Source organism: Actinocorallia aurea (assembly GCF_054783995.1).
The window spans coordinates 123,637-138,368 of record NZ_BAAGPQ010000013.1 but is presented as its reverse complement, the minus strand read 5'-3'; the positions used below and the strand labels follow the sequence as shown (position 1 = coordinate 138,368).

Sequence of the window (14,732 nt, the reverse complement as noted above, 5' to 3'; positions counted from 1 at the left end):
CTCGCAACTGGTCACACTGGGTGTGCATGGGTGTCGTTGTGCGGCTGCGTTGCCGTCAGCGTTGCCGTCAAGCTGAGGGGCGCTTGTAGGGTTCCTACAAGCCTTGTGAGCTGGGCCGGGTACAGAGCGGGTGTCGGGTCTCGGGTATCCGTCGTGTTTCTTCGATGCCTGGCCGGGGCGACACTCTCGAAGGCGGGTCAGGGCTGGGCGGAGCCTACGGCTTGAGTGCCGCCCTCCGGCGTACAGGCCGGTCGATTCGGACTGGCTCTTTGTGCGGTGAGTGGGCTCAGCCCCGCTGCTTGCCATTCTCGGGCGGCTATTCCCGGTCTTGGGCTTGGTGCCGGGCGGGCTGCCGGGCCGGGGGTCTGTTTAGCGAATGGTGGGACAGGTTGTTGTTGCTGTCTAGTGATGGTTGCGGGTGAGGCGGCCGTCGAAGGCGAGGTCGAAGGCGCCCAGGGCGGCTTTCCAGCGGCGACCCCAGCGGGCCTGGCCCGTTCCGGTCGGGTCCAGGCTCATGAGGGCGAGATAGACGCATTTGAGTGCGGCTTGCTCGTTGGGGAAGTGCCCTCGCGCCCGGACGGCCCGGCGGATCCGGGCGTTGACCGATTCGATGGCATTCGTCGAGCAGATGACCTTCCGGATTTCGACGTCGAAGGCGAGGAACGGCACGAATTCGGGCCAGGCGTTGTCCCACAATCGCACGATTGCCGGGTAGCGGCCGCCCCACGTTTCGGCGACTTCGCACCAGCGCTCCAGGGCGGCTGCTTCGGTCGGGGCGGTGTAGACGGGTTTGAGTGCTTCGGCAAGCCTGGGCCAGTGCTGGCGGGGCACGTACCGGAACGTGTTGCGCAGCAGATGGACGATGCAGGTCTGCACGACGGTCCGCGGCCAGGTGGCGTTGATCGCCTCGGGCAGGCCTTTGAGCCCGTCGCAGACGGCCATGAGCACGTCGCCGACGCCGCGGTTTTTGAGCTCGGTGAGGACGTGCGCCCAGAATTTGGCGCCTTCCGCGCCGTCGCCGGCCCAGAGGCCGAGAATGTCCCGGAACCCGTCGGCGGTAACCCCGATAACGAGGTAGATCGGCCGGTTCGCGACTTTGCCGTCCCGCACTTTGACGTGGATTGCGTCGATGAACAGAACGGCATAAACCGAGTCAAGTGGGCGGTTCTGCCATTCGGTCATGCCTTCCAGGACGCGGTCGGTGATCGTCGTGATGGTCGCTTTCGACACTTCCGCCCCATAGATCTCGGCCAGGTGGGCGGAGATTTCTCCGTGGGTGAGGCCTTTGGCCGAAAGGGACAGGACCATGTCGTCGACCCCGCCCAGGCGCCGCTGCCGCTTGCGGACGATCTTCGGCTCGAAGCTCGCGTTCCGGTCCCGCGGGACCTCGATCTCGACCGGCCCGACGTCGGTGACGACCGTTTTGGGCCGGGCTCCGTTGCGGTGATTGACCTTCTCGCCAGGGTCGGTGATCTCGCCGTGGCCACGGCCGAGATTGGCGTCCATCTCGCCCTGCAACGCGGTCTCCAGCACAAGCTTCACCAGCCCCGCCAGCATCCCGCCCGGCCCGACCAGCTCCCGGCCCTCGGCCTGGGCCGCCTCGACCAGCCGGCCCACCAGCGCCCGCTCCTCCGACTGCTTCCTCTGCTTGTCCTGCCGCGAACCGGACAGACCGGCCTCCACGATCTCGGGGGAATCCTCGCTCACAGCGTCTCCTCAGATTCTCTGAGTCACACCCTTCGCGGAACAGTCCCGAGCCAAACGCTACGGTCGGTGACCTCCGGAACCTGGAGTCTGACGGTAGCTTCGATAAAATGAAGACGGGAATAATGAGGTCAATTTCGGACGATGACCTAATTAAGGCATCCAGGCAGACGGATGAAATTGAGGCAATGTCGCTTTATGAAGATGAGCTAGTCATGGGTAATGGAAATCACCGAATGAGGGAGCTGCTGAAGCGGGCCGATAGTCCGAATTCGATCATTACCGACGATACGCCTATCTACATTCTGGGTTTCTAGAATGTCTGTTTGGCGATCGTGGAGGCGGTACCCTCGTTGGCCGACCGTGCAAAGTCGCACGGGCGGCCAGGTTAAGGGCGATATTAAATCGGCTCTAGTAGACGATGTGCTCCGCCTCGGTGCTCTGGCGGAGACTCGTCACTGGACTGGCAGGGGTCGGCCGGCATGGCTGCGAGAGCATCGATCGAGAGCAAGCAGAATATTCGTGACGAGGCTTCGGAGGGAGGCGGGTGGATATCTTCACTGTTCGGTTACTGTCGTGCTCGACGACGGGACGGGAGGGCACTTCGGTCTGCACGTGTCCGAGGATGATTTCGACCGATTGGAAGAAATTACGGTAGATGGTTTGGTGCTCCTTGCGCATTCCTTCCTTAGGACGTTCAGAAACATTCCTCTGGATCAAGAACAGCGGGAGGCTTGGGAGGCTGGCTATAGCGATGGCGGCCTCGCCTGATCTAGATTCGGGCATGTCGGCACTTGTTCCCTGAGCTTCCCCCGTGGTTACGGACAGCTACAGTAGTTGACCTTGTGTCAGCTGGAGGGGGAGCTTCGTGCCCCAGACCGCACCCGACCGAGTTCCGTGAGCGCGCTGTCGCGTTGGCTCGCCTCGGCGATAAGCCTGTGCCCGAGTTGGCGAAAGAGCTGGGGATCAGCGAGTCGTGCCTTCGGAATTGGGTGTCGCAGGCGGATGCGGATGCCAAAGGCGGCCGGGACGGTCGTTTGACGAGCGAGGAGAAGCGTGAGCTGACGTGTCTTCGGCGCAAGAACAAGCAGTTGGAATTGGAGAACGAGATCCTCAAGCGTGCGGCGGTGGAGTCAACTGGTCAGCGCAATACCCGACGTGGTGAAGGGGGTTGTGCGTGGCGAGGTTGGGTCGTCCGGGTATGTCGGACGTGCAGAAGCGTGAGTTGTGGGATCGGTGGAAGGCCGGGGAGTCGATCAGTGCGATCTCCCGGGCGCTGGGGAGGCCGCCGGGGTCGGTGTTCACGATCCTCAAGTCCAACGGCGGCTACGTGCCGCCGGTGCGCAAGCGCAGGCCGGGAGCGCTGACGTTCTCTTAAACCCTGGCCAATGGCTGCAACTGCCAAACGGTAACCGCGTCCGGATCACGGACACAGAGCGTCATATCCGTACTACTTCTGTGTACAACCTGACGGTAGCCGGTTATCACACCTACTACGTCCTCGCAGGTAGCACGCCCGTCCTTGTCCACAACTGCGGACCTGCCGACCCGGTCCACGTGTATCGGGCACCGCAGCGGGGTAACGGACCGGACGAGCTCGCGAACGGGCTGAACCCTGCCAGGCACTCGGAGCCAGGTGGAAGGGCTTATGTGGGGACTGAGGATGTTGCCCAGAAGTACGCTGACTATTCGGTCGGTACACACGAGGATGGCTACATCAAGTTCACATTCAACCGCTCCGAATTCGAGGAACATTTCGGTTCTGGATTCCGCTATGAAGCGGGTCCCGGCAGGGAATGGGAGATACCTCATGGGCAGATCGATCTGTTCAACCGGCTGACGATATCCAGAGAGTGGTTCCACGCGCCATGGTAGAAGGTCGAGACATACGAGACATACGAGACATACATGAACTTCCTCCGGCTCAGTGGGGAGAGTTCGGCCCTGACCTGGTCGGGCGTGTCGTCGAGGTGCGGATCTTGTGCGTCCACGTCTTCGGTGTCGGTGTCCAACTGACGTCCCAAGGTGCCTACGGCCACGTGAACCCTCCGCGCGTGACGGACGGACGATTCACGGTCGAAGAGGCCTCGGAACATGTCGGAGAAGTTCGGCGGGCCTTGGTGCTCGCAGCAGATCCGGGTCGGCAGCCGACTCTGACGATCCGCCCGTCTGAAGTTCCAGAAGCCTGACCGTCATCCTGGCCCATTCTCGGAATGGAGAATGGGCCAGGGTACGTCCCAAATCGAGCGGACCGATTGATTTGTATTAATCGTCGCATTCAAAATGCCTTGGCCGGTCCTGCGAGCTATGCTCGGGTTCCTGAGGATTTGGCCTTAGGGCTTCCTGTATGTCAGGTTAGGCGGCCTTCGTTCAGCTCCCGTCCGGTCGCAGTGAGTGCTCAACCGTCGTGGTCGGACGCCCCCGTTGCCGTCAGCGTTGCCGTCAAGCCGCAGGGCCTGTTGTAGGAAACCTACAACGTCCGTGAGCTGGGTAAATGCGAACTGTCGTCGGTCGGGCATGTTGGTCCTGTCAATGCTCGCCAGGATTCGGTGCCTGCCCGGTATTCGGGTCTTCGGCGCGGGGCGGGCTGCTGGGCCGGAGGCAGGAGGCTGCCCGTCCCGGGCGGGGCGTAGCCCGCGGCGAGCGGAGCGCGCTCTTGATACTTGTAGAGAAAGTCTCAGCCAGCTCGTCGTCAGGCGGGCGGTTTCTGGCTCTTGGTGTCCCTGCGCTTCGGCTGGTCCCGTTCGGCGCGGCGTTCGGCGGCTGCTCGGTCGTCTTCGGCCTTGGCTTCGGCGATCTGGGCGTCGATGTCGATGCCGGCTTGCCGGTGGCGGTAGAGGGTGGCGCCGATGAGGAGTCCGTGGTGGTCGTGCATGGCCTGCCCGATGGCCTGGCGGGCGGCTTTCAGCCGAGTCCAGTCCTGGGCCTCGAAGAACTCGGACACCTGCTGCACGGCCAGGGCTACGTCGTCCAGGTCCGCGAGTACCACCTCATCGCCGCCGACCGCCAAGGCGGCCCGGGCGCCCGCGCCGCCGAGGTCTGGTGCCAGACCCGCCCGAACGACAGGCGCCTTTGGTTCACCCACGCCGGAGGAGTCTCCATCTGCCCCGCCGACCAGCTCGACACCGCCCGCGAAGCCGTCGACGACGAGCTCACCCCAACCGCCGCGATTAGCGACGGCGTGATCGACCTGACCGCTCTCACCCAGACCCTCGAAGCCGACCTCGAAGCCCGCTTCCCCGGCTGGCTCATCACCCGCGAGACCACCGGCCGCTGGAACGCTACCCGCCCCGACTGGGGCACCCTCTACGCCACCACTGCCACCGAACTCGGCGACCGACTCACTCGCCACGCAACGGCCCGCCCGTAACACCAAGCCCAGAGCCCTCGTCCGCCCCTGTTGCCGTCAGCGTTGCCGTCAATAACCGCGACCAGTCCGGCACGCTCCGAACACCCACCAGGTAGAAGCCATGAGCCGCGACCCATAAACCACCGGAACATCGGCGCAGCCGCACACCTACTACGTGCTCGCCGGCAACACCCCCGTCCTTGTCCACAACTCCGGACCTTGCCCTCCGGAGAAGCTCTACCACTACACAACCGAAGACAAAATGAACAAGATCCTCGATAGTAAGGAGCTTTGGGCCTCCACCAAGGCTGCCAAGCCTCAGGATGCTAAGCTCGGCGATGGGCAATATCTCTCGGATATCGCGCCTGGTACGAAGACGCTGGGCCAGTTGGCCAGAGCGTTCTACGGAACGCCGTGGGGTGGCAGAAACTTCAGCCACTTCATCGAGATCGATGTTCGCGGTCTACCGCTCGTCACAGCACCCGATCGTCCAGGCGTCTTCCTGATCCCCAACGACAGCGCCCTGGACATCACAGAAAGAATCCTGAGATTCGGGACGAACTAATGACTAGCTATCTGAAGCTCATCTGGCATCACGAATTCACTGATGAGCCAACCTGGCTCTACAGCGAACTCGATGAGAATAGATATGAGGTTCGCAAGGTCGAAGTTTTCAAGGACGGGCGAAGGTTCTTCGCTGACTCTCAGAACTCGAGCGGAAACTCGATGCTCGGTGAAATTCCGGCACCGAGTCTGGTGGACCTGGCGGACGAACCGGAGTTCACGCCGTCCGAGATCAGCCGCGCCGAGTTCGAGGTCGAGTGGGATGCCGCGCACGCTGACCTCGAGTAGCAGGGGCGCCAGGTAGTCGTAGCTCAGGCTGCCGATAGACCTCGAGAGGGTGGATGGGACTTATCTCCAGCCACCCTCTTGGGGTTTGAGGAAGGCCGGGGATCTCGGGGTCCGGGAGCTTTGCTTAATAACTGGCCAGCTCAGATCAGCAGATCAGAGGTATGGAGACGAGCCGTGGAGTTCGGAGAGTTCGAGGAGTTGCCACAGGCCACCCGTGCTGGGCGGTCTGGATCTGGCTACCCCGAAGAGATCACCATCTTCGCCTGCTGGCTCGCATCTGAGCCTGACATCCAGCGCGCCGAATCGCTGCTGGGTGTCAGGCTTCCGGAGAAATACAAGACATTCATGATGCGATACGGGGGAGGGATACGGGGGAGGGGAGTTTCTCTTCCTCGACCTGCTTCCAGTGGTGTCCCCGGATGGACGTGCTGAAGATCTTATTGGGGTTAACAGCGGCGAATATAGAATTGAGAACTTCGTCGCCGTATCCCCGGTGGGCACTGGGGACTGGTGGGGTTTCTTGGTCGTTGATGGTGCATGCGGAAACACAGTTGACTTTTGGGACCACGAAACCGGACAGGTGGAATATTCACCCCTCGACTTCTTGGACTTTTTTGCCCGAAAAGGGCTAAGAGTCGGCAACTGACGTGAGCAGCGTGGCCAGCCGCGGGGCCTCGGTCGGGCCTGCTTGGTGGCCCGCGTGCGCCCCCGTTGCCGTCAGCGTTGCCGTCAAGGCGAGAGGGTGCTTGGAGGTTTCCTACAAACGCTGTGAGCTGGGCGGATGCTCCTTGAACACATCTGCCGGGTTGATCGTTTCTTTCTGAGGATCCGCGGGCCGAGACCGAGGTCTTGATACGGCTCTGACGAGCCTTGCTGACCATGCCCGAGTGCGGGCGTGAAGGCTACGACTGGCCATGATCGAATCGTCGCCGGCGATGTTCTGGATCTTGTTGCCGGGCGGGCTGCTGGGCCGGAGGCAGGAGGCGTGCCCGTCCCGGGCGGGCGTAGCCCGCGCGCGCGTCAGCGCGCTACTTGATACTTGTAGAGAAAGTTTCAGCCAGCCCATGTGACTCTTGGTTACTCTGCGTACGTTCTGGTGGTTGGGGCTTGTTCGGATTCGCGAGCTGAGCGATCGGTTTGGCAGGGGCGGGAGCCCGTACGCTGGCCCGGCGTATCGGGCGGGCTCCTGGCCTGCCCGCTGAGGCCCGATCAGGGCTCCCGCGAGGGTTCCCTGCCCAAACCGGTCGCGCCCGTCTTCGCGCGCGCCTTGGCCGCCTGGCGATCCGGGTCCCGACGCTTCCGAGGCGGTGGTCTCCTGGTCGCGGTCGTCGCTGGCACGTTCACGGCATCTGCTCGTCCTGATCGCTCGTCTGGGTTGCCGTCACCGTTGCCGTCAAAGCCTGCACTCGGACCGTCACCTTCTGGAAACGGGGCAGGTCGAAGCCATACGACAGCCCGCAATAGCCGCGCACACGTCCTGAACGCCGCACACCTACTACGTCCTTGCTGATGACAAGGCCCCGATCCTTGTCCATAACTGCAATAAAAATCAGGGGATCTACCTATTCCGCGATCTTGCGAATAAGGGGAAGCTTTATGTGGGTAAGACGAACAATTTCGCGCGAAGGATCCGAGAGTACATGGGGAAGGGGCGCCTCTCTTCGCCCAAATGCATCGTGAAGATCCATGTCTGCGGAGGGGATGATGAAATGTTCGCTGCCGAGGATCTACTCAAGAAGCGTCTGGAAAGGAACGGCTGGGAGCTTTCGAATAAGATTGAATCGCCGGGTGCGTCAATAAACTCTAAATTTGGCGACCAGTTGTCCATATTCGATCTGCTAGAGTAGCGTCGTCGGTCTCCGCACGGTCGGGGTAGGCCGCCGTTGTCCGTGCGTTGTGTAAGGGGTGCCTTGGAAGAGCATGCGATGATTTTGACGTATTCGCTGCGTGGAGGTCAGTTCGGAGGAGTTCACGAGAGTCGGAATGTCCGGGCTAGGGCCAGGAGAATAGGTGATCTTCTCGCAGAGGCCGGAGCGGGAGAATTCGATGGTGATGAATTTGGGGACGCAGAGGTATCCCTTTATTTCTATGGCCCCGACGCCGATCTGCTCTTTAGTATCGCAAAGGATCAGTTGAAATCAATTCCATACAGGCCTGCCTCGATTGAGCTCCGATATGGGAGCCCTGATGATAAGCATGCGCAGGAATCTGCGACCGTGTTGGATCTTGACACTATTTGAAGTGGTGAAGTTGATTACTTTTCCGGTGGTTTCATCAGGGTTGCTCGTTACAGCATGATCGCATCTCGGCACGGCGTTTCAAGGTCGGTGAGAACAGCGCCAAGGGCATCGACCAGATGGTCACCGATCCGGCGGCCAACACCCTCAAGTGCGCTGGCGGCAACTGGAAGTCCGGCGGTGACCTGGACAAGAACATCCTCGTCGGCCCCATGGGCGACCCCATAATTAACGCCCAGGTCCTCATCGACACCGTCTCCGACGTCGTCGGCGACTGCCGCAAGGGCGACTACGACTCCTGAATCACCAAGACCGTCACCTACGGCGCCATAGCCCTCCTCACCCGAAAACTTCCCATCAAGGGCGGAGCCCCGGAACCTCTCGGCAAACCCAACGCCAATCCCACAGGCCCCGCCCCGAAGCCGTTGATTTCAGCAACAAAAAGATTTCAATGCCTGGCGGTCGCGGTGTAACGTGCGTTGAACGGAGCAGCTTCGTTCCAGGAATGCTCGTCCTCATGGCCTGGTCTGGAGGTGCAAGGGGAAGGCGCGTATAGCCGACGAGCCGGCTAGGGATCGTATGGCCATTTCCTCGGAGGAGGTGGTAGAGTTCTGCGGCTTTTCGGGGTCGTCGAGTGGAGCCGTATCTCGCTGGGGCGGTATCCGTTCGACGGGATGTATCAGGTGCCGTTCGGCGTGTGGCGGTTTACCGAGCGCGGGGAAGAGGTGCGGCAGGCCATCAGCGAGGTAGCGCGGGCTCATAAAGGACCGCAAATTGGGTGGTTGATTGCACTATGAGGAATTGGCTGAGAGGCGGAGTCGCCGAAACCCCCAAAGGCAGCCGACACTGGCTCTGTCCCGACAGGCGGTCACATGGTTCTGTGCTGGTTCCGCGGAGAGGCAAACATCTCCAACCTGGGCCGCGAGCATAGCGTTGCACGCGCCACCGGACGTCCGACTGTCTGCCTGCACGGTCAGCGGCACCTTCCCCGGAGACGACCGTGGACCGCACTTGACCAGAAACGACACGTAATAGACCACGGAACCGCAGGTCAGAGCCTTGGGTGAGATCCGGGTCAAGGTGGTGCACTAGAGCTGGGGACCACGAAAACCGCTGAAAACAGCTCAGACGGGATGCTTGCTGTTGCAAGCACCCCGCCTGACCTGCGAATATCCGTCGGGACGACAGGATTTGAACCTGCGACCCCTTGACCCCCAGTCGCTTGGTGTGGTTCATCATTCACCTTGAGTAATCGTCGACTTTGGGAGAAACTGCAGGTAGAGCGCTTGATCATCTGTTGGTCCGTAGCAGTCGGTGCCAGGCGCTCGCTCACAGTCCACGGTCAAACGACGGTCAGACGATCATGAGGTGCGACATGGGGTTCTCCCGGAAGCGTGCTGCCAAGAACGGCAAGCCGAGGTACACGGCCTACTACACCGACCTCCGCGGCAGGGAACTGTCCGCAGGAACGTTCGCCACCAAGAAAGAAGCCGACAAAGCCTGGCAGAAGGAGGAGGCCAAGGCGGCCGAGGGCCACACGGGCGATCCGGCCCGAAAGAGACAGAGGTTCCGAAGATACGTGGAAGAGGAGTGGCTCCCGAACCACGTCATGGAGGCCACGACCCGAGAGGGCTACACGTACTCGATCTACGCGCACATCATGGACTGGTTCGGCCCCCTGCGCATGATCGAGATCATGCCGAGCGACGTGCGCGCCTGGGTGAAGGACCAGCACGACCGCGGCTGCTCACCCGCCGTCATCCGCCTCAACAAGTCCATCCTCAGCGGCATCTTCACCACCGCCCTGAACGACCAGATCACCGTCCTCCACCCCTGCAAGGGAGTGAAGACCCCGACGGTCCCGAAGAAGCCCCTGCGCATCGTCGCCCCCGAGGAGTTCGACAAGCTCTACGTCGCCCTCTCCTCAGACGATGCCCGCCTCCTCGCCGAAACTGCAATCGAGAGCGGAATGCGCTGGGGCGAACTCACCGAACTGCGAGTCAAGGACATCGACCTGACGACCCGCATCGTCACCGTGAGCCGAACGGTCGTCGAGCTCAACCCCAAGAACCACCCGCAGGGCAAGCGCTTCCTCGTCAAGCAGTACCCGAAGGACCGCGAGTTCCGCCGCTTCAAACTCAGCCCCCACATGACCGCCAAGCTCAAGCACCACGTTGAGAGCAAGAAGCTGGGCCCCGAAGACCTGCTCTTCCTCCACCAGGAAGAAGCACCGGCCTTGAAGACGATTCCCGACCAGACGACTCCCCTCGGCCTAACGGACCCGAACGCCGCCGGCCGAAGCTACCGACACGGCACCCTCAGCGCCTACTCCGCCGGAAAATGCCGCTGCCGCCACTGCAGAGGCGCCTACGCCACCTACCGCGCCCAACGCCGACGCACCGGCAAAGACCACCCCCGCAACCCCCGCACCTGGGACACCGACGGCCACATCCCCCGCCGCTGGTTCCGCGACCACATCTGGCGCCCCGCCCTCAAAACCTCCGGCCTGGACTTCAAAGTCCGAATGCAGGACCTCCGCCACGCCCACGCCTCCTGGCTCCTAGCCGGCGGCGCCGACCTTCAAGTCGTCAAAGAACGCCTAGGCCACGGCAGCATCTCCACCACCGAGAAATATCTCCACACCCTCCCCGACGCCGACGACACCGCCCTAGACGCCCTGGCCCGCACCCGCTCCCGTACCAGGTAGCCCTCACACTGCCTCTCGATAACACTGGGAGGCAAACAAGACACAGTCGCGGCCAGCCGTCCGACATCTCTGCCGGACGCGCTCCTTTCAGATGACTTCCTCGACTACGCCTGACCATGCTCGCGCTCCGATAGGCCGCGAGCATGGTCAGGCTCCACGGCTTCGCCCGGTCGAAGGCCCCGAGATCTGCTTGTGCAGGAAGCCGTCGCTGCAGGCATCAACGGATTAACTTCCACACCTGCGCGGGCCGGAACACTCGCGCATCGTGCGTACGCGTCGCCCCGGACCACCTCCGCCTGCGCGGAGCGAACCGGGCCCGCAAGGAGACCGACCGGTGGATCGCCGGACCACCTCCGCCTGCGCGGAGCGAACGGCGGCCTCGACACCGGCGTCTACGTCAGGGACGGACCACCTCCGCCTGCGCGGAGCGAACGACTTACCTCCGGGGGGCCTGTGTGATCAGCATGGACCACCTCCGCCTGCGCGGAGCGAACCCGACCACGGGCGCGGAGTAGTACGGGCTGACCGGACCACCTCCGCCTGCGCGGAGCGAACCCGACCACGGGCGCGGAGTAGTACGGGCTGACCGGACCACCTCCGCCTGCGCGGAGCGAACGCTTCGTGAGGAAGCGGCGCGCGCCGCTACCGCGGACCACCTCCGCCTGCGCGGAGCGAACCCTTCGCGACCTGCGGCTAAAGGGCGGGGTTATCGATTTGAGATACTGGGAGCGAACGAGCCCCACATGACCACCCAGAGCAGCAGCCACGGACCACCTCCGCCTGCGCGGAGCGAACCATGACGCCTTCGCCCGGAGGGTCGCGGCGGCCGGACCACCTCCGCCTGCGCGGAGCGAACTCCTGGAGATTGGCCAAGGCCTGCTGGTAGTTCGGACCACCTCCGCCTGCGCGGAGCGAACTCGGCGCCGACCATGCGGAGAACTACGGTGCGCGGACCACCTCCGCCTGCGCGGAGCGAACGCTAGTCACCGCGAGTGCTCCCCGTCAGATGGGGGACCACCTCCGCCTGCGCGGAGCGAACCCGCACACCGGCACCAACCTGGCGTACAACAACGGACCACCTCCGCCTGCGCGGAGCGAACAGCAGTCGCAGCGCCTCCGCGACGCCACCGACCGGACCACCTCCGCCTGCGCGGAGCGAACCTCGGCGTGCTTCGTCGTCGCCAGGCCGGCGGCGGACCACCTCCGCCTGCGCGGAGCGAACGGACGCGCGATCGCCAATGACCAGTCCGAGAGCGGACCACCTCCGCCTGCGCGGAGCGAACCGGTCAGCGAGGGCCGGACGGCGTCGGTCAGCTGGACCACCTCCGCCTGCGCGGAGCGAACCCGCCGAACATGCCGAGCATCGGCATGCGGTGCGGACCACCTCCGCCTGCGCGGAGCGAACACCGGGGTGGAGGTCAAGATGGTGGGCAACGTCGGACCACCTCCGCCTGCGCGGAGCGAACGCGGCTACGACCCGGTCGGGGGCGTATGCATCCGGACCACCTCCGCCTGCGCGGAGCGAACACTCTGGCGATCGCAGCCGCAGCGGCCGACCACGGACCACCTCCGCCTGCGCGGAGCGAACCCTTCGCGACCTGCGGCTAAAGGGTGGGGTTATCGATTTGAGATGTTGGGAGAGTGTGTAGAGCCGTCATATGGCTGACGGTAGTGGTTGGGCTTGGAGTGGTGTGGACGTTCAGTGATCGTTGTCTGCGCCGATGTCTGACGTCCTCAGCCGGTAGCGCACCGGACGGCTGTCCGGACCCTTCGTGTTCGCGACCGACGCTCCTTCGGAGCGCGATATCTCCAGGGTGTGGTGGGCGGACGATCTCTGCGTCCGCTACGCGAAGATTGGCCTGGCTTTGGGTGATCAGGTCAGGGAGACCGGGTGTGCGGGTGGTCCGGTTTCCAGGTAGTCCCGGACGATGTCTCCGAGTTGTCCGGGATAGATCGTTTGGTCGGCCTTGGTGATGTCGGTCAGGGTCCACCAGCGGTGTTCTTGGATGTTGTCGGGGCGGGTGGCTTGCTCGGGGCGGACCTGGTCGAGAGCGATGTGTGCGGCGAAGTAGGTCTCGACCTGGCGTGCGAGGTGGCCGCCGACGGCGTGGTCCTTGGTTCGGGTCGCCAGTTCGGGGCCGAGGTTGACAGCGGTGATGCCGAGTTCCTCGTGGAGCTCGCGGGTGAGTGCCGCTTGGGGGGTTTCGCCGGGGTCGAGGGAGCCGCCGGGGGTGGCCCAGAAGCCGCCGTTCTCGTCGTAGCGCAGGAGTAGGACCCGGTGGTCGGGGTCTAGGAGGATGGCGCGGGCGGCTTCTCGGATGGGCGGCGTGGTCATGGCTCTCATGGTAGGTCGGCCTTCTCTACGAGGTAGGGACCGATGCACAGCGCGTCCAGGTCGGTGTCCTGGAAGGTCGCTAGGGCGTGTGCGGGGGTTTCCACGATCGGTTCGCGGTCGTTGAAGCTGGTGTTGAGCACGATCGGGACGCCGGTGAGTTGGTGCAGTTCGGTCAGGACGGGGGCGAGGGCCTGGCCGTGGTCGACGGTCTGGACGCGGGCGGTGCCGTCGGTGTGCAGGACGCCGGAGATGTCTCCGGGGCGGTCGGGCAGGGCCGGGGGCGCGAGGAGCATGAAGGGCGAGGGGACGTCGAGGTCGAACCAGTGTTGGGCTTGGTCGGCCAGGATGGCGGGCGCGAAGGGCCGGAAGGGTTCGCGGTGCTTGATGCGGGCGTTGAGGGCGTCGGCGGCTGTGCGGTCGCGGGGGTCGGCGAGGATGCTGCGCTGGCCGAGGGCGCGCGGGCCGAGTTCGCTGCCGCCCTGGAACCAGCCGACGAGTCGTCCGTCGGCGATGAGCTGGGCGGCGGTGACGGCGATGTCGGTCTCCCGCCGCCACACGAAGCCGGTGCGGCGGCGCTCCACGAGACCGGAGCGCGGGTCCCGGCGGAGCGCGGTCTCGATCTCGGCGTCGCTGTAGGGGCGGCCGAAGGAGTCGGCGGACAGGGGTCGACGGGGGAGCATGCCGGTGAGGTGGTGCCAGGCCCACAGAGCGCAGCCGAGGGCCTGACCGCGGTCGCTCGCAGGCGGGGGGCGAAGTAGGACGAGACGGCGGGCAGGCGGCGGATCCGGTCGGCGGCCACGCAGTTGAGGGCGACGCCTCCGGCGAAGCACAGGTCGGGCAGCCCGGTGGCGGTGACGATATTGGTCGCCAGGAGGCAGAGAGCGGCTTCGGTCTGGGCTTGCAGGTAGGCGGCGGCGTCGGTCCCGCGCGGATGGCGGCCACGGCTGCCTGGCGGGCCGAAGTCCCAGCCGGTCGTATGTGCGAGTCCGGCGATGCCGCGGGCATGGGTGGCGGTCAGGCGACCGCGCGCATCGGTGCCGGTGATCTCGAAAAGGGGCTCGGGGTAGGCGTTGGGGTCGCCGAGCGCGGCGAGTGCCATCGTCTTGCCCGCCTCCTGCTCGTGCCAGCCCAGCCAGTTTGTGAAGGCCTCGTAAGTGGCGCCGATCCCGGCGGCGCGCGCCCGATGGGGTGGGTTGCCGCCGAGCCGCTGGATCCCGTCGGGGGTCGCGGCGTAGAAGGTCTCGGTGTCGCCGCCGTTCCCGGCACCGTCGACGACCAGGACGGTCGCCTCCGCGGCGGGCCCGAGGCAGTAGGCGGTGTAGGCGTGGGCGAGGTGGTGATCGACGGGCAGGACCGGGAGCTGCGCGAGGTGGTGCAGGCCGACGCGGGCGGGATCGGGAAGGGTGTGGCCGAGGCCACTGACGGCGACCAGGTCGATGCTGTCGAGGGTGAGGCCGGCGGTGCGCAGGCAGTACAGCAGGGCCGACTCCCAGCCGGGGCTGTAGCGGGTGCGGTTGAGCCGCTCTTCGCTGATGGCGATCATGGTGT

16 protein-coding genes, 2 pseudogenes and 2 CRISPR repeat arrays are annotated in these 14,732 nt (G+C 64.2%); of the genes and pseudogenes, 12 read left to right on the top strand and 6 right to left on the bottom strand.

Features of this window, described 5'->3' with window-relative positions; translation table 11 throughout:
• Positions 1-402: 402 nt before the first annotated feature.
• The gene (locus tag ACYVOM_RS17750; RefSeq protein ID WP_460304528.1) at positions 403-1,671 is read right to left on the bottom strand and encodes an IS256 family transposase; all 1,269 of its coding nucleotides are present in this window, start codon (positions 1,669-1,671) and stop codon (positions 403-405) included.
• 609 nt (positions 1,672-2,280) lie between these two features.
• On the opposite strand from ACYVOM_RS17750, the gene ACYVOM_RS17745 reads away from it, so the two are divergent.
• The 4 genes and pseudogenes from ACYVOM_RS17745 (at position 2,281) to ACYVOM_RS17730 (ending at position 3,579) form a co-directional block, all read left to right on the top strand.
• Complete coding sequence (locus tag ACYVOM_RS17745) at positions 2,281-2,475, top strand: hypothetical protein (protein ID WP_460304500.1); 195 nt, start codon at positions 2,281-2,283, stop codon at positions 2,473-2,475.
• Between the two features lie 74 nt (positions 2,476-2,549).
• A pseudogene (locus tag ACYVOM_RS17740) lies at positions 2,550-2,798 on the top strand (transposase); the annotation flags it as partial.
• Between the two features lie 107 nt (positions 2,799-2,905).
• A complete protein-coding gene (locus tag ACYVOM_RS17735; protein ID WP_460304530.1) occupies positions 2,906-3,082 on the top strand; it encodes a helix-turn-helix domain-containing protein in 177 nt (58 codons plus the stop codon).
• Between the two features lie 80 nt (positions 3,083-3,162).
• Complete coding sequence (locus tag ACYVOM_RS17730) at positions 3,163-3,579, top strand: hypothetical protein (RefSeq protein ID WP_460304499.1); 417 nt, start codon at positions 3,163-3,165, stop codon at positions 3,577-3,579.
• 817 nt (positions 3,580-4,396) lie between these two features.
• Here the strand turns inward: ACYVOM_RS17730 and ACYVOM_RS17725 are convergent.
• Positions 4,397-4,579 (bottom strand): hypothetical protein, encoded by a 183-nt coding sequence (locus ACYVOM_RS17725; protein ID WP_460304498.1) that lies wholly within the window; start codon positions 4,577-4,579, stop codon positions 4,397-4,399.
• Here ACYVOM_RS17725 and ACYVOM_RS17720 point away from each other — a divergent pair.
• From ACYVOM_RS17720 to ACYVOM_RS17705, 4 genes are all read left to right on the top strand, one after another.
• A complete protein-coding gene (locus tag ACYVOM_RS17720) occupies positions 4,568-5,074 on the top strand; it encodes a hypothetical protein (RefSeq protein WP_460304497.1) in 507 nt (168 codons plus the stop codon). The genes ACYVOM_RS17725 and ACYVOM_RS17720 overlap by 12 nt on opposite strands.
• Positions 5,075-5,228: 154 nt before the next feature.
• Entirely contained in the window at positions 5,229-5,618 is a 390-nt protein-coding gene (locus tag ACYVOM_RS17715; protein WP_460304496.1) for an HYD1 signature containing ADP-ribosyltransferase family protein, read from the top strand.
• Positions 5,618-5,905, top strand: coding sequence for a DUF6881 domain-containing protein (locus tag ACYVOM_RS17710; protein WP_460304495.1), 288 nt, complete (start codon positions 5,618-5,620; stop codon positions 5,903-5,905). The genes ACYVOM_RS17715 and ACYVOM_RS17710 overlap by 1 nt, the downstream gene beginning before the upstream one ends.
• 174 nt (positions 5,906-6,079) lie before the next feature.
• Positions 6,080-6,337 (top strand): SMI1/KNR4 family protein, encoded by a 258-nt coding sequence (locus ACYVOM_RS17705; protein ID WP_460304494.1) that lies wholly within the window; start codon positions 6,080-6,082, stop codon positions 6,335-6,337.
• Between the two features lie 908 nt (positions 6,338-7,245).
• Here ACYVOM_RS17705 and ACYVOM_RS17700 read toward each other — a convergent pair.
• On the bottom strand, positions 7,246-7,440 hold the full coding sequence (locus tag ACYVOM_RS17700) for a hypothetical protein (protein ID WP_460304493.1): 195 nt from the start codon (positions 7,438-7,440) through the stop codon (positions 7,246-7,248).
• On the opposite strand from ACYVOM_RS17700, the gene ACYVOM_RS17695 reads away from it, so the two are divergent.
• From ACYVOM_RS17695 to ACYVOM_RS17680, 4 genes are all read left to right on the top strand, one after another.
• A complete protein-coding gene (locus ACYVOM_RS17695) occupies positions 7,429-7,752 on the top strand; it encodes a GIY-YIG nuclease family protein (protein ID WP_460304527.1) in 324 nt (107 codons plus the stop codon). The genes ACYVOM_RS17700 and ACYVOM_RS17695 overlap by 12 nt on opposite strands.
• Before the next feature lie 78 nt (positions 7,753-7,830).
• Complete coding sequence (locus tag ACYVOM_RS17690) at positions 7,831-8,145, top strand: hypothetical protein (RefSeq protein WP_460304492.1); 315 nt, start codon at positions 7,831-7,833, stop codon at positions 8,143-8,145.
• Between the two features lie 116 nt (positions 8,146-8,261).
• Positions 8,262-8,444 carry a hypothetical protein gene (locus ACYVOM_RS17685; protein WP_460304491.1) on the top strand — a complete coding sequence of 61 codons (183 nt, stop codon included), beginning with the start codon at positions 8,262-8,264 and terminating at the stop codon, positions 8,442-8,444.
• Positions 8,445-9,517: 1,073 nt separating this feature from the next.
• Positions 9,518-10,849 carry a tyrosine-type recombinase/integrase gene (locus ACYVOM_RS17680; RefSeq protein ID WP_460304490.1) on the top strand — a complete coding sequence of 444 codons (1,332 nt, stop codon included), beginning with the start codon at positions 9,518-9,520 and terminating at the stop codon, positions 10,847-10,849.
• 282 nt (positions 10,850-11,131) lie between these two features.
• Positions 11,132-11,526: direct repeats of the CRISPR family, unit length 29 nt; unit sequence CGGACCACCTCCGCCTGCGCGGAGCGAAC.
• An 88-nt stretch (positions 11,527-11,614) separates the two neighbouring features.
• A CRISPR array of direct repeats spans positions 11,615-12,437; the repeat unit is 29 nt; unit sequence CGGACCACCTCCGCCTGCGCGGAGCGAAC.
• Positions 12,438-12,722: 285 nt separating this feature from the next.
• On the opposite strand, the gene ACYVOM_RS17675 is transcribed toward ACYVOM_RS17680, so the two are convergent.
• From ACYVOM_RS17675 to ACYVOM_RS17665, 3 genes and pseudogenes are all read right to left on the bottom strand, one after another.
• The gene (locus ACYVOM_RS17675) at positions 12,723-13,184 is read right to left on the bottom strand and encodes an NUDIX hydrolase (RefSeq protein ID WP_460304489.1); all 462 of its coding nucleotides are present in this window, start codon (positions 13,182-13,184) and stop codon (positions 12,723-12,725) included.
• 5 nt (positions 13,185-13,189) lie between these two features.
• Positions 13,190-13,864: a carbamoyltransferase C-terminal domain-containing protein gene (locus ACYVOM_RS17670; RefSeq protein WP_460304488.1), complete on the bottom strand. Its 675-nt coding sequence runs from the start codon at positions 13,862-13,864 to the stop codon at positions 13,190-13,192.
• Positions 13,865-13,971: 107 nt separating this feature from the next.
• A pseudogene (locus tag ACYVOM_RS17665) lies at positions 13,972-14,727 on the bottom strand (carbamoyltransferase N-terminal domain-containing protein); the annotation flags it as partial.
• Positions 14,728-14,732 lie beyond the last annotated feature (5 nt).

Coding starts and splice junctions, on each gene's coding strand:
- ACYVOM_RS17675 (WP_460304489.1), bottom strand. CDS start 13,184: ATGACCACGCCGCCCATCCGAGAAGCCGCCCGCGCCATCCTCCTAGAC.
- ACYVOM_RS17700 (WP_460304493.1), bottom strand. CDS start 7,440: ATGGACAAGGATCGGGGCCTTGTCATCAGCAAGGACGTAGTAGGTGTG.
- ACYVOM_RS17685 (WP_460304491.1), top strand. CDS start 8,262: ATGGTCACCGATCCGGCGGCCAACACCCTCAAGTGCGCTGGCGGCAAC.
- ACYVOM_RS17690 (WP_460304492.1), top strand. CDS start 7,831: ATGATTTTGACGTATTCGCTGCGTGGAGGTCAGTTCGGAGGAGTTCAC.
- ACYVOM_RS17725 (WP_460304498.1), bottom strand. CDS start 4,579: ATGCACGACCACCACGGACTCCTCATCGGCGCCACCCTCTACCGCCAC.
- ACYVOM_RS17735 (WP_460304530.1), top strand. CDS start 2,906: ATGTCGGACGTGCAGAAGCGTGAGTTGTGGGATCGGTGGAAGGCCGGG.
- ACYVOM_RS17710 (WP_460304495.1), top strand. CDS start 5,618: ATGACTAGCTATCTGAAGCTCATCTGGCATCACGAATTCACTGATGAG.
- ACYVOM_RS17680 (WP_460304490.1), top strand. CDS start 9,518: ATGGGGTTCTCCCGGAAGCGTGCTGCCAAGAACGGCAAGCCGAGGTAC.
- ACYVOM_RS17670 (WP_460304488.1), bottom strand. CDS start 13,864: ATGCTCCCCCGTCGACCCCTGTCCGCCGACTCCTTCGGCCGCCCCTAC.